The 22336-nt window shown below is 67.5% G+C and carries 9 protein-coding genes and 1 pseudogene; 4 read left to right on the top strand and 6 right to left on the bottom strand.

The window, feature by feature from the left end; translation table 11 throughout:
• Positions 1-136 precede the first annotated feature (136 nt).
• Positions 137-658, top strand: coding sequence for a universal stress protein (locus ACSFBL_RS28850; protein ID WP_435519248.1), 522 nt, complete (start codon positions 137-139; stop codon positions 656-658).
• Positions 659-942: 284 nt separating this feature from the next.
• Positions 943-3327, top strand: a complete 2385-nt coding sequence (locus tag ACSFBL_RS28845) for a phosphoketolase family protein (RefSeq protein ID WP_435519247.1) — start codon at positions 943-945, stop codon at positions 3325-3327.
• A 38-nt stretch (positions 3328-3365) separates the two neighbouring features.
• Here the strand turns inward: ACSFBL_RS28845 and ACSFBL_RS28840 are convergent, their stop codons facing one another.
• The 4 genes from ACSFBL_RS28840 to ACSFBL_RS28825 all read right to left on the bottom strand — a co-directional run bounded on the left by ACSFBL_RS28840 (position 3366) and on the right by ACSFBL_RS28825 (position 17432).
• Positions 3366-3626: a hypothetical protein gene (locus tag ACSFBL_RS28840; protein WP_435519246.1), complete on the bottom strand. Its 261-nt coding sequence runs from the start codon at positions 3624-3626 to the stop codon at positions 3366-3368.
• Positions 3627-4189: 563 nt separating this feature from the next.
• Complete coding sequence (locus tag ACSFBL_RS28835) at positions 4190-4315, bottom strand: hypothetical protein (protein WP_435519245.1); 126 nt, start codon at positions 4313-4315, stop codon at positions 4190-4192.
• 109 nt (positions 4316-4424) lie between these two features.
• A complete protein-coding gene (locus ACSFBL_RS28830; RefSeq protein ID WP_435519244.1) occupies positions 4425-16415 on the bottom strand; it encodes an autotransporter-associated beta strand repeat-containing protein in 11991 nt (3996 codons plus the stop codon).
• Positions 16416-16946: 531 nt separating this feature from the next.
• Positions 16947-17432: a hypothetical protein gene (locus tag ACSFBL_RS28825; protein WP_435519243.1), complete on the bottom strand. Its 486-nt coding sequence runs from the start codon at positions 17430-17432 to the stop codon at positions 16947-16949.
• A 579-nt stretch (positions 17433-18011) separates the two neighbouring features.
• Here ACSFBL_RS28825 and ACSFBL_RS28820 point away from each other — a divergent pair.
• Positions 18012-18281: a hypothetical protein gene (locus ACSFBL_RS28820; protein ID WP_435519242.1), complete on the top strand. Its 270-nt coding sequence runs from the start codon at positions 18012-18014 to the stop codon at positions 18279-18281.
• Between the two features lie 38 nt (positions 18282-18319).
• On the opposite strand, the gene ACSFBL_RS28815 is transcribed toward ACSFBL_RS28820, so the two are convergent.
• Together ACSFBL_RS28815 and ACSFBL_RS28810 are read right to left on the bottom strand one after the other, a co-directional pair.
• On the bottom strand, positions 18320-18484 hold the full coding sequence (locus ACSFBL_RS28815) for a hypothetical protein (protein WP_435519241.1): 165 nt from the start codon (positions 18482-18484) through the stop codon (positions 18320-18322).
• Between the two features lie 740 nt (positions 18485-19224).
• A pseudogene (locus ACSFBL_RS28810) lies at positions 19225-19634 on the bottom strand (phosphate acyltransferase); the annotation flags it as partial.
• Positions 19635-19914: 280 nt separating this feature from the next.
• Here ACSFBL_RS28810 and ACSFBL_RS28805 point away from each other — a divergent pair.
• Positions 19915-21981, top strand: a complete 2067-nt coding sequence (locus ACSFBL_RS28805; RefSeq protein WP_435519240.1) for a PAS domain-containing protein — start codon at positions 19915-19917, stop codon at positions 21979-21981.
• Positions 21982-22336 lie beyond the last annotated feature (355 nt).

The raw sequence follows: 22336 nt of genomic DNA, 5'->3' as shown, positions 1-22336 counted from the left end.
CATCATCGACGACGGCGTTTCCGGCATTGGCGTCAATTTCGTGCGCTGCCGCACAGACCACTCGTCTCCAAGGATCTAGAAGGGGTGTCGGATCCGTTTCCGAATCAATGCACCAGCCTCCTGAAAGGAGCGCGCCATGTACCAACGAATTCTCGTTCCCGTCGACGGCAGCCTCACATCCATGCGCGGCTTGGAAGAGGCCATCCGCATCGCCCAGCTCACGCATGGCCGCCTGCGCCTCATTCACGTCGTGGACGAGCTTTCGTTTTCCTTCGGCATGGAAGCCTATGCGGGCTACGGCGGAGATCTCTTAGGCATCCTTCGCGAAAACGGCGCACGGGTCCTCGAACAGGCGAAGTCCATCGTTGCCGCCACCGGCATCGAGGTCGACACGATCCTGAATGACACGTTCTCCGGGCTCGTCCATGTTTTGGTGACGGCCGAGGCCAGCCAGTGGCCTGCGGATCTGATCGTGCTCGGCACGCATGGACGCCGCGGTGTCGGGCGCATGGTGCTTGGAAGCAGCGCGGAAAACATCCTGCGCTACGCAACCGTGCCGGTGCTGCTGGTGCGTGCGCCCGAGGTCGTTGCCACGACCGCAGCGCATCCGGCCGCAGCTCATATGAGCCTGCCTGCGGGCGCACTGGCGATGGAATAGCGCCGCCGATGCCTGGGCCTGCGACTTTCGGCGGCAGAGACCGCGTTCTCCTCACATTCAATCCCGGGTCCTCGACGATCAAGGTCGGCCTCTTTTCAGTGAAGTCGGGACGAGCGGACGCATGCGGCCGCGGCGTCATTGATCTGCGCCGCGACACCGCGCCGCGCATTGATTCGACCGACAGCAAGCTTGGCCCTGCTCGTCATGTCCACCGACGAGGAGCAGGTAATCGCCGACGAAGCCTGTCAGATAACTTTTCAACCCTCCCGACTGGAGTTGATCCCATGTCAAATCGCCACGCATCGCCGTCGCCCGAGGACCTCGCCGGCGTCGACGCCTGGTGGCGCGCTGCCAACTTCCTCTCGGTCGGCCAGATCTACCTGATGAGCAATCCGTTGCTGCGCGAGCCGCTCGCGCTCGAGCACATCAAGCCGCGCCTGCTCGGTCATTGGGGGACGACCCCGGGCCTGAATTTCATCTACGCGCACATGAACCGTGCCATCAACGCCCGCGAGCTCGATGCGATCTTCATCGCGGGACCGGGTCACGGCGGGCCCGGGGTGGTAGCGAACACCTATCTCGAAGGCACCTACAGCGAGGTGTATCCGCACATAGGGCATGACGCCGAAGGACTCCAGCGTCTCTTCCGGCAGTTCTCCTTCCCCGGTGGCATCCCCAGCCATGTCGCGGCCGAAACGCCGGGATCCATCCACGAAGGGGGCGAACTCGGCTACTCGCTGCTGCATGCCTATGGCGCGGTTTTCGACAACCCGGACCTGCTGGCCTGTTGCGTGATCGGCGACGGCGAGGCGGAGACGGGCGCCCTCGCCGCAAGCTGGCATTCGAACAAGTTCCTGAATGCCGCCCACGACGGCGCAGTGCTGCCGATCCTCCATCTCAACGGTTACAAGATCGCGGGGCCAACGGTGCTGGCGCGCATCGGCGACGAGGAACTGGCCGCGTTGATGCGCGGCTACGGCTACGAGCCGCACTTCGTTTCGGGCCGCGAGCCAGAGGCCATGCACAGGATGATGGCCGCCGCGCTCGACACGGTGCTCGATGTGATCCGCGCCATCCAGGTGGAAGCCCGCGCCGATGGCTTCAGCCGGCGCCGCAGCTGGCCGATGATCGTGCTGCGTTCGCCCAAGGGTTGGACCGGGCCCGAGACGGTCGACGGCGTTGCCATCGAGGGCACGCAACGCGCGCACCAGGTGCCACTGGCAGGGTTTTCGGACCAGCCCTCCCACGTCGCACTTCTGGACGACTGGATGCGCAGTTACCGGCCGCAGGAACTGTTCGACGAGGACGGCGCGTTGCGAGCCGACATTGCCGCGCTTGCGCCCCGCGGCAGGCGGCGGATGAGCGCCAATCCGCATGCCAATGGTGGCTTGCTGCTCAAGGAGCTCAGGCTGCCGGACTTTCGCGACTTCGCCGTCGCCGTGCCGGCGCCCGGCGCGGTCAAGGCCGAGGCGACGCGCTTGACCGGCGAATTCCTGCGCGAGGTGATGCGGCTCAATGACGGCGAGCGCAACTTTCGTGTGATGGGACCGGATGAGACGGCCTCGAACCGCCTGGGGGCGCTGTTCGAGGTGACCAACCGGATGTCCACTGCTGAGATCCTTCCCGGCGATGACCATGTCGGGCCCGACGGACGCGTGATGGAGGTGCTCAGCGAACATCTCTGCCAGGGATGGCTCGAGGGCTACCTGCTAAGCGGCAGGCACGGCTTCTTTTCATGCTACGAGGCCTTCATTCACATCATCGACTCGATGTTCAACCAGCACGCCAAGTGGCTGAAGGTCTCGCGGCAGATCGCCTGGCGCAGACCGATCGCATCTCTCAACTACCTCCTGACCAGCCACGTCTGGCAGCAGGATCACAACGGCTTCAGCCACCAGGACCCGGGATTCATCGATCACGTGGTCAGCAAGAAGGCCGAGGTGGTGCGCGTCTATCTGCCGCCTGACGCGAACACGTTGCTGTCGGTGGTCGATCACTGCCTGCGCAGCCGCAACTACATCAACGTGATCGTGGCCGGCAAGGCGCCCGAATCACAATGGCTGGACATGAGCGCCGCGATGCGCCATTGCAGCGTCGGGATGGGCATCTGGACCTGGGCCAGCAATGACGAGGGTGCGGCGCCGGACGTGGTCATGGCCTGCGCAGGCGACGTGCCGACTCTGGAGACGCTCGCGGCTGTCGACCTGCTGCGGCACCATTTGCCTGATCTGAAGGTCCGCGTCGTCAATGTGGTCGACCTGATGACCCTGCAGTCGCCCTCGGCACATCCGCATGGCCTTTCCGACGCGGCATTCGATTCGATCTTCACTGCCGACAAGCCGGTCATCTTCGCCTTTCACGGCTATCCGTGGCTGATCCACCGGCTCACATACAAGCGCACCAACCACGACAACTTCCACGTGCACGGCTATCAGGAAGAAGGCACGACCACCACACCGTTCGATATGACGGTGCTCAACCGGCTCGACCGCTTCCACCTCGCCGCTGACGCCATCGACCATGTGCCGCGCATCCGCGACCGCGCGGGCCATGTGCAGCAGCATCTGCGGGACCGACTGCTGGAGCACCGGGCATACATCGGTCGCCACGGCCAGGACATGCCGGAGATCGCCGGCTGGCATTGGATCGACACTCGCAACAGGAACTGAGTTCGATGTGGCGGCGCGTGAGGACCTCCGGGTGGCGCCTATTGCCGTGCGTGCTTCTGCATGTACGCGACGATCGAGTCCATCTCCTGCTCAGTCGGCGTGTTGACACTCCGCCAGCGGCTGTCCATCTGGATGTGCATGCGTTGGGTCACGCTCGACCAATCCTTGGCGGTATGGAGCGTGGGCATCGGCGCTGCGTGGCACTGAGCGCAATAGCTCGAGACCAGCTTCGCGCCTGCGGACGTGGCGTCCGGCAAGGGCTTCGAGACCGCATCGGGCGCAGCGTTGAACCGGTCCAACGATAGCGCCTGGTCTTGAGCGAAAGCGCTGGTGAATACCGCGAGCAATGCCGCAAGCGCCGCCGTTCGCCCAGGAAAAATGCAGACTGTTGCGTTCACATAGATACCTACCACGAAAGAGACACTTGTAGCCCGCGCCGGAGACTCTGGTCTGTACGCCAGGGCACAGTGCGCGCTATCCTTCTCGTTCAGGCTTGAGGAACACATGCTTCTGCCCAGGGGTCTCACATCATGATGTCCCCGGGAGAAAACTCCCGATCTCTCGGCCGGCTGAACGCCTCGGCTTCGCGCGGATTTGAGGCCACTCACGGAGGGCCCTATGCATCGATTTCTACCCAACAACCGGCGTGTCCGCAGTCCGCCCTCCCCCTTCCGATCGCCTCGACCCGCAGAGCACGCACGGCTATGCCAACTCGGCGTGGGTGAATCCGCAGTCTGAACCGGGAGTAGCCTCTCCGCAGGCCTGGCAGGACCGGGCCAGGGACCGCGCGTGGGGCAATTCGGGCTGCAAGTACTTCCCAGCGGCCCGTTTCAACTACTGGTGAATAAGGCATCGCGCCCTATCAGCTTTGGCCATAGCTCGCGGCATTGATCGTCCGCGCGAGGACGAGGTCGATGAGCACGCTGAACTCTGCGCCGAGCGGCCGGGCTTCGGAGTTGCCAGCCGGTGTGAGCTTGGCTCGAAGCATTGCCTTCGATCACGACGTCGTCGCGCGACTTGAAGCTGGAACTGTCCTGAATGTTGGCGAAGACAACGATCCCATCGGGCCAAAATGTGCGCTCGCCCCGGCGCGATCTCTACCAGCGCACCTTCACACCCAGAGAGGCTTGCACGGAGGACTTCACGGTGGCGTCGCCGCCAAGGCTCCACAGGTGGCCGATTTCGCCGTAGAGGCTCGTTGCCGGGGTCAGCGCCAGTGTCGCGCCCGCCGCCACTTCGGCGGCGCTGTAGCCCCCGCCGCTCGCGATCACGGTGGCGCCCGCGGGCCCGATGAAGGTGGCGGCATCGTCGCCGAAGCTCGCGTGGTAGACATTCAACCGCCCATAAGGCTGCAGCCGGCCTGCGCCGGTGGCGAGGTCGCCCTTGATGCGAACGCCGAGCCGCCCGATCCACCCACTGTCCGCGCCCTGCTGCACGCGTGCGCCGCCGAGGACGAGGTCGTCGAAGCTGCTGTGCTGCCAGGCGAGCTGCGCCTGCGGCTCGATGCTCCAGCGCTCGCTCAGCGCAAAGGCCTTGCCGCCTTCGATAGAGGCCGTGAAGCTGCTGCCCTTGCCCGAGACCCGGGGATTGATGTCGGGCTTCATGTCGTAGCGCTGGCTCGCACCCTGCAGCACGCTGTCGACGTACCAGCCGCTGGCATCCATCCAGGTCGCGTACGCGCCGAGGAAGCGCGAGCGCAGGTCGTTGCGGCCCACCCGTGCCGTGAGCCCGCGGGCATTGCCTGTGACGTCGGCGCCGCCGTCCAGGTAGCCGACATAGATCCCCGACTTCCATGCGTCGGTCACGAACAGGTCGGTGCCGACCTGCAGCCCACTCACGTGGCCGTCGCTGCGCGGCTGGGCCACACCGCCCTGCTCGATGTCGAGGTCGGCATACACGAGGCGGCCCCATGCCCGTCGCGTGCCACCGGCCGCGGCATCGAACCCGCCGCCGGCGCCCGCGGCGGCGATGGATGCGGGGTCCTCATCACCCATGCGCCGATGCAGGTTGCCGAGCATCGCGAGATCGGCCTGCCTGAACTGCGCGGGCAGTGCGGCCACCAGTGGCACCTCCGCGCGGTAGGTCGGGATCTGCACGGGGGGGATCGAAGGAGGCAAGGACGGCACGCCCGGCGTTTCGCCCGGGGGCACCACTTCGCCGACCGGCGGCGGGATCACGGGAGGGACGATCGTGGTCGTCGAGCGCAGGTACCAACTTTCGCCAGCGCCCAGCGCATCGGCCGCATGGAGCCGGTATTCGAATGCGCCCGCATCCACGTGCCCACCCGCCAGGCTGAACGCGCTCCGGCTGGTCTGCGCGGTCGTGGTGGCGCCATTCGTCGCGCCGATGACCTCGATGCCATTGCCCGTGGTCAATGCACCCAACCCGTTGAGATTGGTGATCTGCACGCTGGTGCTGCCGCTGGCGACCGCCGCAGGCCCATCGAGCACCAGTCTGTCGCTCGCGCTGGCGCTGCCGGCCAGGGTGGTGCCGAGCCGCAGCAGCCCGCCGTTCCCGACATAGGGGCCCGTGACCTTGAGCGTGCTGCCTGCCGCGTCGCTCAGGAGCGTGACCGTGCCGCTGTTGGTCAAGGCGGCGACGCGCTGGTTGAAGCCTCCGGTGTCGAGCGTGGCGCCCGGCGCCACGGTGTGGGCCGAGGCCGCGCTCAAGCTGTTGGCCGCGCCCGCGCGCAGTGTGCCCGCGGCCACGGCGGTGGTCCCCGCGTAGGTGTTGGCGCCCGCGAGCACCAGGGTGCCGCTGCCGTTCTTCGTGAGGCCGCCGCCACCCGAGACGACGCCGGACAGCGTTTCGGTGAAGCTCCCGGTGTCGATGACCGGGTCCGTCGTCCCGGTGAGCACCAAGGCATTGGCGAGGTTGAGTCCGTCGGCCGCAAAGCCCAGGGTCGTGCCCTCGTCCATCGCCAGGGCGCCGGTGCCCAGCGCGCTGCCGTTGCCGATCGTGATCTGGCCGGCCTTGAGTGCCGTGCCGCCGCTGTAGCTGTTGGCGCCGGAGAGTGTCAGGTTCGAGCTGGCGAGCTGGGTGACCGTGCCGCTGCCGCTGATCACGCCCGCGAAGTTGAGCGCGCTGCCGCGGTCGAATTCCAGCGCGCCGTTGTTGACGACATCGCCCGCGATGCTGCCTGTGGTGCCGCCGTTGCCCAGTCGCAGCGTGCCGCCACGGATGGTGGTGCCGCCGGCATAGGTGGCGTCGGCGCCCAGCACGAGCGTGCCGGCGCCTGCCTTCACCAGGGCGCCGCTGCCCGCGACGCTGCCGGTGTGCGTCAGGGTGGTTCCGGCAGCCGTGTCGAACAAGGCGCCCGCGGCGCCGAGGGTCGTGGCGCGCGCTGTGGCCATGTTGCCCGTGGTCTGGAGCGTGCCGCCGGCGAGGGTGAGCGCGCCGCCCGCGGCACCGAGATTCGCGTCCTGCGAGATCCGCAGGGTGCCTGCGGCGATCGTGGTGCCGCCGCCATAGGTGTTGGTGCCCGTCAGGACGGTCGTCCCTGCGCCAGCCTGCACCACCGCGCCACTGCCCGATACGACGCCGCCAAACTGGACCGCGTCCGAGCGATCGAACACCAGCGTGCCGTTGTTGGCGACATCGCCCACGATGCTGCCGGTCGTTCCGCCGTTGCCAAGTCGAAGCGTCCCACCCGACACGGTCGTTCCGCCCGTGTAGACATTGGTGCCCGTCAGGATCGTGGTGCCGGGGCCACGCTGTGCCAGCGCACCGGGGCCCGACACTGCACCGGCGTAGACCCACGCATCGGAGCGATTGAAGGCCAGCGTCCCGTTGTTGATGACATCGCCGGCGATGGATCCGGTGGTGCCGCCATCGCCCAGCGTCAACGTCCCGCCGCCGATCGTGGTGCTGCCCGTGTAGGTGTGGTCGCCGGTCAGCGTCAGGGCGTTGGCGCCGAGCTTGGTGACGCTGCCCGTGCCGGAGATGACGCCGCCAAAGCCGACATCGTCCGAGCGGTTGAAGACCAGCGACGCGTTGTTCACCACATCGCCCGCGATCGCGCCACCGGTGCCGCCGTTGCCGACCTGCAGACTCCCGCCCGAAATGGTGGTGCCGCCCGTATAGCTGTTGTTGCCGGTGAACGTGAGCGCGTTGGCACCCCGCTTGACGACGCCGCCCGTGCCCGAGACGACCGCGTCAAAGGTGACGGGGTCGGCGCGGTCGAAGGCCAGCGTGCCGTTGTCGACGACGTTGCCCACGATGCTTCCCGAAGAGCCGCCATTGCCCAGCTGCAGCGTGCCGGCCGTGATGGTCGTCCCGCCCGTGTAGCTGTTGGCGCCGGTGAGCACGAGCGTGCCCTGGTCGGTCTTGTCGATGCCGCCGGCACCGGTCAGCGCGGAGGCGATCGTCGCGACGTAGCCTGCGCTCGGCGCCGAGCCGTCCCCCACGCGCAGCGTGTTGCTGCCGGCGGCCAGGGAGATCGCCTGGCCCTGCACCCGATAGCCGCTGGTGGCGAACTGCATGCCGCCCGAAACGACGGCGCCCAGGCTGTTGTCCACGGTGACGGTGCCTGGCGAGGCGGAGAAGATCGCAAAGGCGCCACTCGTGTAGGGCGCGTTGATCGCGCCATTGGCATCGGCCCAGTTGTCGTTGCCAGCGGCGCCCTGCCACACCCCGTCACCGCCATTGATGACGCCGTTGTTGTGCGTCGCGCCGCCGGCATCCCAGAAATTGAGCGCGAGGCCCGCCGTGTTGATGACGTTGACCTGCTGCGGCACGGAGGTCTGCACGACCAGCGTGCTGCCCGGCGGCTGCGCGCCGATCGCCAGGCCGTTGTTGGTCAGCGTGCCACCGTAGCTGATCACCCGGTACAGGCCCGGGCTCGCGGCGCCGCCGCCCGATGCGCTGACGTTGAGCGTGCCGTCCAGGGTCAGGTTGCCGCCCACCACGGTGAGGTCGTTGAGCGCGCCGCCCACGACGTTGGGCTGTCCGTACTCGTAGGCCAGCACCGAGGACGGGGCCAATGCCAGGTTGCCGACGATGGTCAGCGTACCCGGCGAGTTGCCGGGCGCGAGCGTGCCGTCGGCGATGGTCACGTTGCCACCGAAGGTGCCGGTGCCCCCGAGCGTGCCGCCATTGGCCACGTTCAGCGTGGCGGCGTCCGTGCCCAGCACGCCATTGATCCACAGGGCGCCGTTGGTGACGCTGGTGGTGCCCGAGAAGGCGGCGCTGTTGCCGCTCAGCGTGGTGATGCCGCTGGCGACCTGCGAAAGCGCCCCGGCGCCGCTGATCGCGCCCGCGAGCGTCAGCGCGTCGTTGCGGTTGAAGACGAGGGTGCCGTTGTCGGCGACATCGCCCACGATGCTGCCCGAGGGGCCGCCGTTGCCCAGTTGCAGCGTGCCGGCCGCGATGGTGGTGCCGCCGCTGTAGCCGTTGTCCGCCTGCAGCACCAGCGTGCCGGCACCGATCTTGACGAGCGCGCCGACGCCTTGGAGCGTGCCGGCCTGCGTCAGGATGCCGGCCTGCGTCTCGATCGTGGCGCCATTGGCCTGGAGGGAGGTCACGCGCGCCATGGACAGGTTGCCCGTTGTCCTCAGCGTGCCGCCATCGAAGGTGAGCGCACCGGTGGCGGCACCGAGACTGGCATCGCTGGAGATCGCCAGCGTGCCGCTGCTGATCCGCGTGCCGCCCGCGTAGCTGTTGGCGCCGCCGAGCACCGTGGTGCCGGTTCCGATCTGCGCGACCGTGCCGGTGCCCGAGATCAGGCCATTGAACGCCTGGCTCCCCGAGCGATTGAACACCAGGGCGCCGTTGTCGAGGACGTTGCCGAGGATCGCACCCGTCCCCCCGCCATTGCCCAGCTGCAAGGCGCCCGCCGCGATCGTGGTGCCGCCCGCATAGGTGTTGTTGCCGGTCAGGATGGTGGTGCCGGTGCCGGCCTGCTCGAGACGACCGCTGCCACTGACGGCGCCGCCGAAGGTCAGGACATCGGCGCGATTGATCGCGAGCGCGGCGTTGTCGACGATGTTGCCCGTCACGCTCCCGGTGGTGCCCCCGCCGCCGAGTTGCAAGGTGCCCGCGGCGATCGTGGTGCCTCCGGTGTAGGTGTTGTCGGCGGTGAACACCGTCGTGCCGCTGCCGCTCTGGGCCACCGAGCCGACGCCCGAGATCTGCGCGCCGACGCCCAGCACATTCGAGCGGTTGAACACCAGCGAAGCGGCGTTGGCCACGCTGCCGGTGCCCAGCGTTCCGGTGGTCCCGCCGGCGCCGATCTGCAGCACGCCGCTGGAGACGGTGGTGCTGCCCGCGTAGCTGTTGTCGGCCGTCAGCCGCAGGGTGCCGGTGCCGGTCTTGGTCAATGCGCCGACGCCGCTCACGGCGCCTCCCAGGGTCAGGCTGGTGGCCGCTTCCGTGGCGAAGCTGCCGCCGCCCGGATCGAGCGTGGTCGCACGCGCCGAGTCGAAGGTCGCCGTCGTGTCGAGGGTGCCGCCGTCCAGGATCAGGCCGCCGGCGGCCGCGCCCAGGTTGCCGTTGGACGCGACGCGCAGCGTGCCGCCCCGGATCGCCGTGCCGCCCGCATAGCTGTTGGCCGCCGTGAGCGTGAGGATCCCGGTGCCGGTCTTCGTCAGTGCACCGACTCCCCCGACGACACCGGTCATGACGAAGGTCGCCGAGCCGGCCACGCCGAACGTGCCACCGCCGGTGCCCAGGGTGGCCAGTCGATCGGTCGTGAAGCCGTTCGTGACGTTGAGCGTCCCGCCATCCAGCGAAAGCGCGCCGGACAGTGCCCCGAGGTTGTTGTTGGCCGACACCTGCAGCGTGCCGGCATTGATCGCCGTGCCGCCCGTGTACGTGTTCGCAGCGGTTAGCACCAGCGTGCCCTGGTCGGTCTTCTGGAGCTGGGTGGTGCCGCCGAGCACCACGCCGATGGTCGCGATCGAGGTCGCCCCCGAACGCGAACCGTCGCCGACGCGGAAGTTCGTCACGCCCGATCCCGCGTTGGTCTCGAGCAGCGTGATCGCGTTGCCGGTCACCGTGTAGCCGCTCGTGGCGAACTGCATGCCCGAGGTCCGGATGGGACCGGCCGCGGTGGTGTTGGTCGTCACCGTCCCGGGCGTGCCCTGGAAGATGGCGTACGCGGTGTCGGTCCACGGCGCGTTGGCAGCGCCGCTACCGCTTGTCCAGTTGTCGTTGCCGCCCGTGTTCGGTCCCTGCCAGACGCCGTCGCCGCCATTGACGGCGCCGTTGTTCTTGTTCGCAGGCGCGGCGCCGTCCCAGAACGCGAGCAGCTGCCCGGTCGTGTTCACCAGGTTGATCTGCCTCGCGATGGAGGTCTGCAATGTCACCGAGGTCGCCGGCGGAACGCTGCCGATCAGGAAGCCGTTGTTGGTGAGCGCGCCGTCGTAGTTGAAGACGCGGTAGATGCCCGGGTCGAAGCTGCCGCCGGCCGGCGTCGACACGTTCAGCACGCCGCCCAGGGAGAGGTTGCCATGGACCACCGTCAGATCGTTCAAGGACGCCCCGTTGAGCGAGCCGAAGCTGTAGTTCGCCGAGGCCCCGGGGTTCAGGGTGAGATTGCCGTTCACCGTCAACGTGCCGGCGGTACCGTCGGGATGGCCGGGTGACAGGCTCCCGCCCGAGGCGACCACCACGTTGCCGCCCACTGTGCCGTTGCCGCCCAAGGTGGCGCCGCTCGCCACGGAGGTGGCGCCGGTGGCCCCTGCGTTGTTGCCCTGAACGAACAGGGCGCCGCCCGAGACGGTGGTCGCGCCACCGTAGCTGTTCGCGCCCGACAGGACCAGCGTGCCGCCGCCAGCCTTCGTGAGTGTCCCTGGGCCCGAGAGCACGCCCGCCATCGTCAGGCTCGTGTTCACGGCGACGTCCAGGATGCCGCCGCCTGTGTTGAGCGTCGCGTTGCGCGCCGTGCCGAAGGAGGCGGTGCTGGCGAGCGTGCCCGTGTTGAAGGCCAACACGCCGGACGCGGCGCCGAGGTTGGCGTCGCTCGCGACCTGCACCCCGCCCGCGTTGATCGAGGTGCCGCCGCTGTAGGTGTTGGCGGCGTTCAGCACCAGCGTGCCAGTACCGGTCTTGGTGATCGCCCCCGGCCCGTTGCCGTTCGCGATCACGCCGTTGGCCGTCAGTGCCGTGCTGGTTGCCACGTTGAACGTGCCGCCGCCGGTGTTGAGCGCGGTGGCGTGCGTCATCGCGAAGGTGGTGGTGGTCGCCAGCGTGGCGCCGTCGATCGTGACGCCGCTGCTGGTGGCGCCCAGGTTGTTGTCGGCACCCACCTGCAACGTGCCTGCGCTGATCGTCGTCCCGCCCGTGTAGCTGTTGGCGGCGGTCAGCGTGGTCGTTCCCGAGCCCACCTGCCGCACATCGCCCGTGCCCGAGATGGCGTTCGCAACGCTATAGGGGTTGGACCGGTTGAAGACCAGCGTGCCGCTGTTCTGGACCGCGGGGGCGGCCAGCGTGCCGGTCGTGCCGCCGTTGCCCACTTGCAGCGTGCCCGCCAGGATCCGCGTGGCCTGCGGGGAGTTGGTGCCGAACGAGTTGTTGGCCGCCAGCACCAGCGTGCCCGCGCCGCTCTTGACCAGCGGCGCCGCCAGCCAGGACTGGGCGCCCAGCGAGGTGCCCGACACCACGCCGGCCAGGGTCAGCGTGGTGCCCGCATCGACGTTGAAGTTGGCGCCTCCGTTGCCCGGGTTGATCGCGATGGCATTGGGCAGCGTGAAGGTCGATGTCGTGTGAAGCGTGCCCGCCGTGCTCGTTCCGAAGCCCATGCTGAGGGCGCCCGCTCCGATATTGCCGGCACCTGCGATCTCCAGTGTCCCGGCCAGTATGGAGGTGTTGGCACTGGCCGTGAGGCCGCCGCTGGTTCCCACGCCCGTGTAGGCGCTGTTGCCGGTCAACACCAGGGTGCCGTCACCGTTCTTGAAGAGCGCGCCGTTGCCGGTCAGGTTGCTGCTGATCGCGAGCGTGGTGCCGGCATTGACGTTGAAGGTGCCGCCTGCGCCCGTCAGCGTGGTGGTGCGCGCGGTGGCGAAGCTGGCGGTCGTGTTGAGCGTCCCCCCCGCCATGGCGAGAGCGCCAGACGGGTCACCCAGGTTGCCGTTGCTCGCCACCTGCAGGATGCCGCCGCTGAGCTGGGTGCCGCCGGCGTAGGTGTTGAGCCCACCGAGCGAGGTGGTGCCCGGGCCGAGTTGACGCAGTCCGCCGGTGCCCGAGATCACGCCGTTCAGGGTGATCGAATTCAGCGGTGCGAAGGCCAGCGTCCCGTTGTCGTTGACGTTGCCGACGATCGAGCCATTGAGCGTCCCGTTGCCAAGTTGCAGCGTACCCGCCGAGATCGCGGTGCCGCCCGTGTAGGTGTTGGCACCGGTCAGTACCGTGGTGCCGGGGCCGATCTGCTGCACCGCGCCGGTGCCCGAGATCACGCTGGACGCGGTGCCGGTGGCCGAACTGGCCGGGTCGAGGGCCAGTACGGCATTGTTGGCGATGGGGCCGGTGATCGATCCGGTCGTGGTGCCGTCGCCGATCTGCAGCGTGCCGGCAGAGAGGGTGGTGCCCCCGGTATAGGTGTTGGCACCGGTCAGCACGGTGGTGCCGGCACCGATCTGGGTCACCCGCCCCAGGCCCGAGACGATCCCTGCCTGGGTCAATGTGGCGCCGGCGGCTGGATCGAACGCCAGCGTGCCTGTGGAGCCTGCGACCGTGCCGGTGCTCACGTCGCCGACGATCGACCCCGTCGAGATGCCGTTGCCCAGTTGCAGCGTGCCGCCGGTGATGCTCGTGCCGCCCGCATAGGTGCTGCCGCCCGTAAGCACCAGGGTACCGAGGTCGGTCTTGCGCAGTTGCGTGCTGCCCTGCAGGGGCGCAGCGATGGTCGCCGTATAGCCAGCGCCGGCGGCGGTGCCGTCCCCGACCCGCAAGGTCGTCACGCCTGAGCCCGGCGTCGTCTCTGCCAGGGCAATGGGCCTGCCGTCGACGAGGTAGCCGTTGGCGGCGAACTGCATGCCGCCGCTCGTGACCTGGCCCGCCGTGGCGTTGTCCACCGTCACCGTGCCGGGCGCAGCCTGGAAGATGGCGACCGCACCGGGCGTCGATGCCCCGTTGACAGCGCCGTCGGCCGCGGTCCAGTTGGCATTGCCGCCGGGCCCTTGCCACGGGCCGCTGCCCCCATTGACGGCGCCGTTGTTGTGGTTGGCCGCGTTGCCGCCGTCCCAGTACTGCATCGGGGTGGCGCTGCTCACCACGAGGTTGACCTGGTTGGCGGTGGCGGTCTGCACGGTGGCCGAGGAGCCGGCGGGCAGGGTCCCCACCGCGAGCGTGTTGTTCGTCAGCGTGCCGGTGTAGCTGAACACGCGGTACACGCCCGGATCGAACAGGCTGCCCGTCGTGCGCGCCACGTTGATCGTGCCGTCCAGGGTCAGGCCGCCATTGACCACGGTCAGATCGTTCTGTGCCCCGCCCACGGCATTGGCCTGGCCGAAGCTGTAGTTCAGCACCGAGGCGCTGTTCAGCACGAGGCCCCCGTTCAGGGTCAGAGTCCCCACGCCGCCGCCTGCGCCGCCCGGCGCGAGGATGCCGCCATTGGCCACTGTCACGCTGCCACCGATGGTGCCGGTGCCGCCCAGCGTGGCACCGGAGGCCACCGTCGTGGCACCGGTCGCCGTGGTCTGGACGCCGTTGACGATCAGCGCGCCCGCTGCCACGGTCGTCGCGCCGCGATAGCTGTTGTTGCCGGTCAGCACCGTGGTGCCGCTGCCCTGCTGGGTCAGCGTGCCCGTCCCGGAAATGACGCCGGACAGCGTGCGGTCCGCCCCGACGTTGAGGACCAGCGCCCCGTTGTTGACCACACCGCCCGTGCCGGCCCCCAGCGAACCCGTGGTGCCGCCCGTGCCGACCTGCAAGGTGCCGGCGCTGATGGTCGTGGCGGTGGTGTAGGTGTTGGCGCCCGTGAGCACCAGCGTGCCGCTCCCCGTCTTGCCAAGACCTCCGGCGGTGCCGGCAAGCACCCCTCCGAAGGTCAGGGTGGTGGCCGGATCGACGTTGAAGGTCCCCCCGCCCGAGTTGAGTGCGGCGTCCCGCGCCATGGCGATGTCGGCCGTCGTGCGCAGCGTGCCGCCGGCGAAGGTAAGGCCCCCCGCGGGGGCGCCCAGGTTGCCGTTGGTCGCGATCTGCAGCGTGCCGCCGCTCAGCGTGGTGCCGCCCGAGTAGCTGTTGGCCCCCGTGAGGACCAGCGTGCCGGTCCCTTGCTTGGTGAGTCCGCCGGCCGCGGTGCCGTTCGCGATCAGCCCGTCGATCGACAACGTCTGGCCGGCGTCCACATTGACGATGCCGCCGCCATTGCCTTCGTTGAGGCTGACCGCCCGTGCAGTGGCGAAGGTGCCCCCGATCGCCAGCGTGCCGCCGTTGAAGCGAAGTGCGCCCGCCGCGTCGCCGAGGCCGCTGTCGGCCACGATACGCACCACGCCGCGATCGATCCGCGTCCCGCCGGTGTAGGTCTTGGCGCCATTCACGAGGGTCGTTCCGGCGCCGTTGTAGATGAGCGCACCGGCGCCGGACACCGCGCTGTTGAGGGTCAGGGTCGTGCCGCTGTTGGCGTTGACGATCCCGCCGCCGGCATTGAGCGTGAAGCCGCGCCCCAGCGTCAGGTTGGCGGTGGTGTTGAGCGTTCCACCGTTGAACACGAGCGCGTTGGATGCGTCGCCAAGCGAGCCGTCGGTGGCCACCTGCACCGTTGCGCCATTGAGCGCCAGACCGCCCGTGAACGTATTGCCCGCGTTGCCGAGCACCAGGGTGCCGGCCGAGGTCGTGATGCCCCCCGAGTGGCTGACCACCCCATTGAGCGCGAGGGTGCCGGTGCCGACGGACTTGGTGAGCGGGCCGGTGCCGCTGACATTGCCACTCAGCGTCAGCGTGTTGGTGGTATTGAAGGTCCCGCCGCCTGCGAGGACCACCGCGCGTGACATGCTGAAAGCCGCCGTACTCGCGAGGGTGCCGCCGGCCAGCGTCAAGCCGCCGGCCGCGCTCCCCAGGTTGTTGTCGGCCGACACCTGCAGCGTCCCGGTCCGGACCGTCGTGCCGCCGCTGTAGCTGCTCGCGCCGGACAGGGTCACGGTGCTTGTGCCGTTCTGGGTGAGCGTGCCGGTCCCGGAGATCGCGTTGGCGACGCTCAAGGCGTTGCTGCGATTGAAGATCAGCGCGCCGAGATTCGTCACGGCGCCGCTCCCGAGTGCCCCGGTCGTGCCGCCGCTGCCCACCTGCAGCGTGCTGCCCGCCTGGATCGTCGTCGCGCCCGAATAGGTGTTGGTCCCGGTCAGCGTCAGCGTGCCCGCGCCGCCGACCGTGAGCGAGCCCGGGCCGTTGCCGTCGCGCAGCACCCCGCTCAGCGTGAGGGCCGTGCCGCTGCCCACCTCGACGGTGCCGCCCCCCGCGTTGAGCGTGATGGCGCGTGCCGAACTGAAGCTGCCGGTGGTCGCGAGCGCGCCGCCATTGAAGCTGAGCGCGCCCGCCGCGGCGCCGAGGTTGCTGTCGGCGAGGACCTGCGTGGTCCCGCCATTCAGCGTCGTGCCGCCGGTGTAGGTATTGACGCCCGTGAGCACCAAGGTCCCCGTGCCGGCACGGACGAGCGCGCCGCCGGCGAGGACCGACGAGAGCGTGTCCGTGCCCCCGGAGGTGGTGATCGTCGAGCCCCCACCCGCACCGAGCAGCGTGAGCGTGCCGCCCTGTATCGCGTAGCCCGCGCTCGAGAAGGTGAGGTTCTGCACCGAGATCGGTGCGGCCAGGGTGAGCGTGCCCGGCACGCCGGCCAGCGTGGCACTGTTGCCCGAGTTGGTCCACGGCGAGAAGACCGTTCCGTTGTACCAGGACGATGTCGTCGTGTCCCAGGGCCCCGAGCCTCCGGAGTTGGGCCCGGTGGGCGACCACGACAGATTCTGCTGGGCATGCGCGGCGGTGGAAACCAGCGCGCAAAGCGGCGCCGCAAGGAGCAAGAGCGTTGCCGACGTGAGCGCTCGAGCCCGGACGCCCGCGCCGGATCGCCCACCGCCAAGCCGTCTCGCCGTTTCGGGCGCCGCGACCCAGCTGCCCAGGCTCGCGTTCCACAAGGTCCGGTGGGCACGGTTCATCGCCGTGCCGTCTGAAAGGTCGTCATCGCATGTCTCCAATGCCGGAGGTCGGCACCGTCCTGGCTGACGTTCGCCGCCGTTTGAACGATGTCTGGTGTCCCGCCCAGGGCCTGCTGTGGCGCACGCGCCCGGGTCATGCATCGGCACGCTCGGAACCTGCTGCCGACTCCCTCACTGTCCGTTGCGCGCGATTGTTTTCCGCATCCCGCCCGCCGGTCTATCCGAGCGCACACGTACAACTCGTGCGTGGTGCACGTGCGGCCAACGTCGCATCGAGAGGCTCGGGGGATGTGCCAGCCGGGTGACGAAGCGCGAGCGCGCGGTCCCCCGGCATTTATCATTGACCTGCGTTGACTCTTCCTATGTCTTTTGACATTGCATGGGAAGACTAAATCAGCGAACGCTGGGGGCTCTCCCTCGCCGCGCTATGAGGCCGAGGATGTCATCCAGGTTCAATAGGAGATTTTCATCTGCTGTTGCACCGGGCGAGAGAGAACAGGAGCAGGCCTCGCTGGCGAGGGCAGTGCCATCTCAGAGATTCCCGCAGAACACCTCTCGGTTCATGTCAGCAGGACTCGTCCGAACTACCAGGGCATGGGGCGAACTGGTCAGCTGCGTTAACGTTGCAGGCGCTGTATTGGTCAAGCGGAAAGGTCCGCTGCCTGACACGAGCGACGTGGGGTTGTTGACATCGGTGACGCGGACAACCTTGTCGAGCATGTACTCGGGATTGGGCGCAAGGGCGCCACATCGACCCTCGAACACGGCCATGTACAACTGCAACGGCGATGTGGTCGCGACGCTGAGCCCCGAGACTTCGATGGTCACCACGGTGGCGTCCGACTGCGGGCGCAGGAACGCCCTGCCGATCTGACCGGCGTTCATCCCGGTCGCCGAGAACTGGACTGTCTTCGTGCTTGCCTCGGCGGCACGATGGCTTGTCGTGCATCCCCACATCAGATAAAGGCCTGCGATGGCCGTGACGAGGAGGATGGATCTCGGATTATGGCGCTGCATGATGGATCGTCCTTCTGTGCGGAATGCGCGTCGATGGTTCGCGTGGGGTACCGCCTCGCCGGGCTTTCCTCACTCGAAAGCTTGCGCTTGACTATTGAACGGCAGATCTATCGATCATGGCAAGGTCGGGCGATAGGCTCTCGGATTCGTCAGCCGGTCGTGTGTGGGCGATGCTGGTTCCTGTCGCGACGTGCGCGGCGCCTGGCATCCGTTCTTTGTCCTTCCAACTTGGCGCCAAGACGCACGGCGCAGGCGCAATCCCACTTGACATCGGGCCGGCGGCCGTCTTTTCTGCTGACAGGTCGCGCGATCTTGACGAGTCCTCAAGGAGCGCTTCGTGAAAGGTCCGTCAGACACAGATCCGAAATCCTCGGACAGCAAAGAACGACCCGGCGAGCAGGCGCCACGCGCCGCCCCCGGATTCGGGGGATTCGACGTGGCGAGCCCGACGCGGATTCGCCGCCATGGAGGATCTCGACCTTGCGACACCCGCCGTGCGCGCAAGCCCATCGGCAGCCTGTTCAAGTCGCGGATGGCGCCATCCCACGCGCCCCTGCTACCTACGGAGATCGACCTCCCATGAAAGCAGCGGACCGGCGTATCACGCTGGCCCGCGCCAAGCGCCTTGGCGCGCCGGCGGTAAGCCTTTTCGACTGGTTGGAAACGCAACGCCTGCCCGTCGAGATTGCGCGGCTCGACGGTGTGGATGTGATTCGCAGCCTGGTCGCCGCGGGGTTTGAGGAAGCTGACATACCGGAAACCATCCGCAGGGCGGGTCGCATCGAGCAAGGTCCCGCGATCGTGAGAGCATTGACGCCGGCCGGCAGGCAGTGGCGCCGCAGCCCGTAGGCCGGGCATCGCGACCGAGTTCCGTCCCCCACGTGCCGCTAGGAGGCGGTGCGGAAACCGACTTCGGTCCCCGTCGACGCGCTGTTCGGCGAGGTGAGCACCGCGCCGAGCGATTGCGCGGCACCGTTGCTGTTCGAGAGGCGCTCGACGTTGGCGTACATCGCGCTGCGTTTCGACAGGTTGTAGACATAGCCCAGCGCCACCTTCGACGAAGTCGGGTTCGCACGTATCCGAGGTCATGCAGCTTTTTGGCCATACCTCGCGACACCCGAGCTTCCTTGCCGTCGACAGGACAAGAAAGCCGATCCGCGCGATCTTCGCTTGTTGTTCAAAGATGGTGGGACCGGACGTCTCGGTGTGAGATTCGTCCGCTTCCGACGGCGCCGTCAACCGACGGTTTTGCAGGAGTTTGAATGAGATGCCACTATTCGCTCTATCGCCGATCTGGCCAGGTTGCCAGAGGGCGAACTCGATGCATGTCTGGCCGCTTTGCCGGAAGCTATCCGGGATGCGAAGCGTCGATTTGTGGCTGCAACATGGCACCCCGACACGTCGCTCGGTGTCGCGTGCAAACTCAACTGGATCGATTGGGAGCCGGGCTCTCTGATCTCGCCAATCACGCTGAACCCAGCGCTCGAGGACGCGAGCCCGGCGCGGCAGTCATCAGTGTGTTGCATCGACCGGTTGAATCCGCAAAAGGAAGCAGTCATTTGCAGTCGCATCCCGATCGGCGGTTTCTGGCCGCGAGGATAATTCGGCGGCGCGCCTAGCGCTTCGGCGTGCTCGAGGACAGCTATTGGCAAGCTTGACGAACAGGCAGTCCCGGCGGTCACCTGCCAGTCGCACATCGAGTCGACAGGTCCGCTTCGAGTCTGTAAGCGGACCTCGAGCGCGTCGAACTCTCAGGAAAGCATTTGCCCCCAATTCGCGCGGTCTCATCTGAGCGCTCTGCAGTCGCATCCGCGACCGCCAGTGCGGTCGTGTTGACGATTCGCCGCACCCGGCGCTCGGCGCTCGGCGCTCGGCGCTCGGCGCTCGGCGCTCGGCGCTCGGCGCTCGGCGTGAGGATATGCACAGGGTCGCCGCACCGAGCAGAACCGGGCCGATCGATATGTTTCCGCCGGCAGCCGTCTTCAGGAGGTTGTAGGCGATGTTCGCGGCGTCGAGGTTGGGGAACACAAGCAGGTCGGCGTCTCCGGCCAGCGAGCCGCGCGGCATCACCGCAGCGCGTTGCTTGCCGTCAAGCGCCAGGTCGCCGTGCATCTCGCCGTCCACCTCGAGCCAAGGTGCCTGGATCCGGAGCAGCTCCAGGGTCCTGCGCATCTTGAGCGCAGTGGGCGAGTTGCTGCTCCCAACGGCGAGCCGACCACTGCGCCCTACTCTGTTTTCCTTGAAGATGTAGGCGAAGGTCACGTTCCGAGGTGGACCAGCCTGTCGACGCTTCTGTGCGGGTTCCCTCCAATTCAATGCCAGGCACGGTCAGATAAATTCGTTGATAGCCTCTGGACGACTCCCGTCAAGAGGGTGCCCCGCGCCAACACATTGACCAGGAAGAAACAAGGTTCACCCAGCCGAGGCGTGTTCGAGTGAACGTAGCGTCAGGGCCTTCGCCCGAACGCGCTGAAGAGTCACCATGTCTGATTCGAAGTTGCCAGCGATAGGTCAGTCCGCCGAGTTTCTGGACGGAGGCGGCGCCGTTGGTGCATTGATGCGCTCGCACGACTGGACGCGGTCGCCGCTCGGCCCGCCGCAATCTTGGCCGCAACCGCTACGAACGGTCGTCGGGCTCCTTCTTCAATCGCGCTTTCCCATGTTCGTCGCATGGGGAGAGGCGCTTGGGTTCCTCTACAACGACCCGTACGCAGAAATCCTCGGCGCCAAGCATCCAAGCGCCTTGGGCATGCGCTTCCAAGACATCTGGTCGGAGATCTGGCCGGACATCAGCCCCCTGATCGACGCTGCCATGGCGGGCCAGGCGATCTATCGCGAGGATCTGCCGCTCGTGATGAATCGCAAAGGCTACGACGAACAGACGTGGTTTACTTTCTCCTATTCGCCGCTGCGTGATGAGAGCGGCACGATCGCGGGAATGTTTTGTGCAGTCTCGGAGACGACCCGAAGAGTGCTGGTCGAGCGCGATCTGCGTGACCTGAACGAGACGCTAGAACGCCGGGTGAGCGAGGCGCTTGCACAGCGCAAGCTGCTCGCCGACACCGTGGAAGGCACCAATGCATTCGTGCAGGTCGCCGATCTCGACTACCGATGGCTTGCCATCAATCGGGCGGCGGCGGACGAGTTCGAGCGCATTTTCGGCGTTCGCCCCAAGGTCGGCGACAGCATGCTGGAGCTGCTGGCTCCGCAGCCCGAACAACAGGCCGCCGTGAAGGCCGTCTGGAGCCGCGCGCTCGGCGGCGAGGAGTTCGTCGAGATCGGGGAATTTGGAGATCCGGCGAGGGATCGTCGGTTCTATGAGATGCGCTACAGCACCCTGCGTCAGGGCAATGGCGCGCGCATTGGTGCCTACCAGTTCGTGTATGACGTCACGGGACGCGTGCTCGACCAGGAGCGCCTGCGAAAAGCCCAGGAAGCGCTGCGGCAATCCCAGAAGTTGGAGTCCATAGGGCGGCTGACCGGAGGCGTGGCACACGACTTCAACAATCTGCTGGCCGTGTTCGCAAACGGGTTGCAGTTACTGGAGCGCGACATGACGGCGGAGCAGCGGGAGCGCATCCACGCAGCGATGCGCCGTGCAGTCGCACGGGGAACCGGTTTGACGCACCAGCTACTTGCTTTCACGCGCCGACAGGCGATCAATCCCGAGCCGGTCGACCTTGCAGTCCAACTCCAGGGCATGCGTGAAATGCTCGAGCACTCGCTGCGCGGGAACATCCGTGTGGAGACGGACTTCGAAGCCGACCTGTGGCCAGTCGAGATCGATGTGGGCGAATTCGAGCTGGCGATGCTGAACCTATTTGCCAACGCTCGGGACGCGATGCCCGACGGCGGCGTCATCACCATCGACGCCAGGAACGTCATGAAGGCGGCAGACGAGGGAGTGCCATCTGCCTACCTTCAGCTTTCCGTTTCCGACACGGGGAGCGGGATGCCACCGGAGATTCTGGATCGCGTGTTCGAGCCGTTCTTCACAACCAAGGAGGTTGGGAAGGGGTCAGGATTGGGGTTGCCGCAGGTTTATGGTTTTGCCCAGCAATCTCGCGGCCAGATCCGGATCAACAGTGAGCTCCAGGTGGGCACCACAGTGACTCTGCTATTGCCTCGCTCGCTGAGCAAGCCGGCCGCGCCGGTTGACGCAACGAGCGCGCCGTTAGTTCGTGGCGACGGCAGCGGTCGCCAGGTGCTTCTCGTCGAAGATGACGAAGAAGTCGCGTCGCTCACGCGCGAGATGCTGGGTCACTTGGGGTTTGCTGTCATCCACGTCTCCAGCGCGGCCGCTGCGCTGGGCGCGCTGGCCAATGCGCGCAGTATCGACATCGTGTTCTCGGACATCATGATGCCCGGGGGCACGAGCGGCCTCGACCTGGCGCGCGAGATCCGGCGCAGGCGCCCAGAGTTGCCAATCGTGCTGACGACTGGGTATGCCGGAGCAGCGGCCGGTATGAGCAACGCGGAATTCCGCATGCTTCTAAAGCCGTATAGCGTCGAATCGTTGGCGGACGCCCTGAGCGTCAAACCCCGATGAGCGATTCCGAGTTTGCCCGCTCTTCCCGCCGATGTCCGAGCCTTCCCGGTCGAAGAGGCCTGCAACTACTGGCGTGAAGCCTGCTCGATCCTTGCTCCCATCGAGCCGGAAGCGGGACTGTCGATCAGGTGCGCAAGACCGGTCGGTCGCTTGGCTGATCCGTGCCAGGACCGGGCAGCTGGGGCTTGATGGCCTCACGGCGGCGACCCGCGAGCGGCCTCGCAGGACCGCTGTGGCCGAGGTCGTGGACGTACGATGTCGCCCGACCGTCGCCCGTCGCCGGCTCGTTTCTCGGCCTACAACGATACGCGCCGTGGCGATTCGCGAAAGGACCGGCTCGCCTGCACCCCGTCCG

The sequence above is a fragment of the Variovorax glacialis genome (genome assembly GCF_051216375.1).
In the GTDB taxonomy this organism is placed as follows: Bacteria; Pseudomonadota; Gammaproteobacteria; order Burkholderiales; family Burkholderiaceae_C; genus Variovorax.
The sequence above is the reverse complement of the archived record's forward strand: the minus strand, read 5'-3'. Positions and strand labels throughout refer to the sequence as shown.

Excerpts from the sequence above, each read along its gene's own strand:
- ACSFBL_RS28835 (WP_435519245.1), bottom strand. The coding sequence starts at position 4,315 with ATGCTTCGAGCCAAGCTCACACCGGCTGGCAACTCCGAAGCCCGGCCG.
- ACSFBL_RS28805 (WP_435519240.1), top strand. The coding sequence starts at position 19,915 with ATGTCTGATTCGAAGTTGCCAGCGATAGGTCAGTCCGCCGAGTTTCTG.
- ACSFBL_RS28845 (WP_435519247.1), top strand. The coding sequence starts at position 943 with ATGTCAAATCGCCACGCATCGCCGTCGCCCGAGGACCTCGCCGGCGTC.
- ACSFBL_RS28830 (WP_435519244.1), bottom strand. The coding sequence starts at position 16,415 with ATGAACCGTGCCCACCGGACCTTGTGGAACGCGAGCCTGGGCAGCTGG.
- ACSFBL_RS28820 (WP_435519242.1), top strand. The coding sequence starts at position 18,012 with ATGAAAGCAGCGGACCGGCGTATCACGCTGGCCCGCGCCAAGCGCCTT.
- ACSFBL_RS28850 (WP_435519248.1), top strand. The coding sequence starts at position 137 with ATGTACCAACGAATTCTCGTTCCCGTCGACGGCAGCCTCACATCCATG.
- ACSFBL_RS28825 (WP_435519243.1), bottom strand. The coding sequence starts at position 17,432 with ATGCAGCGCCATAATCCGAGATCCATCCTCCTCGTCACGGCCATCGCA.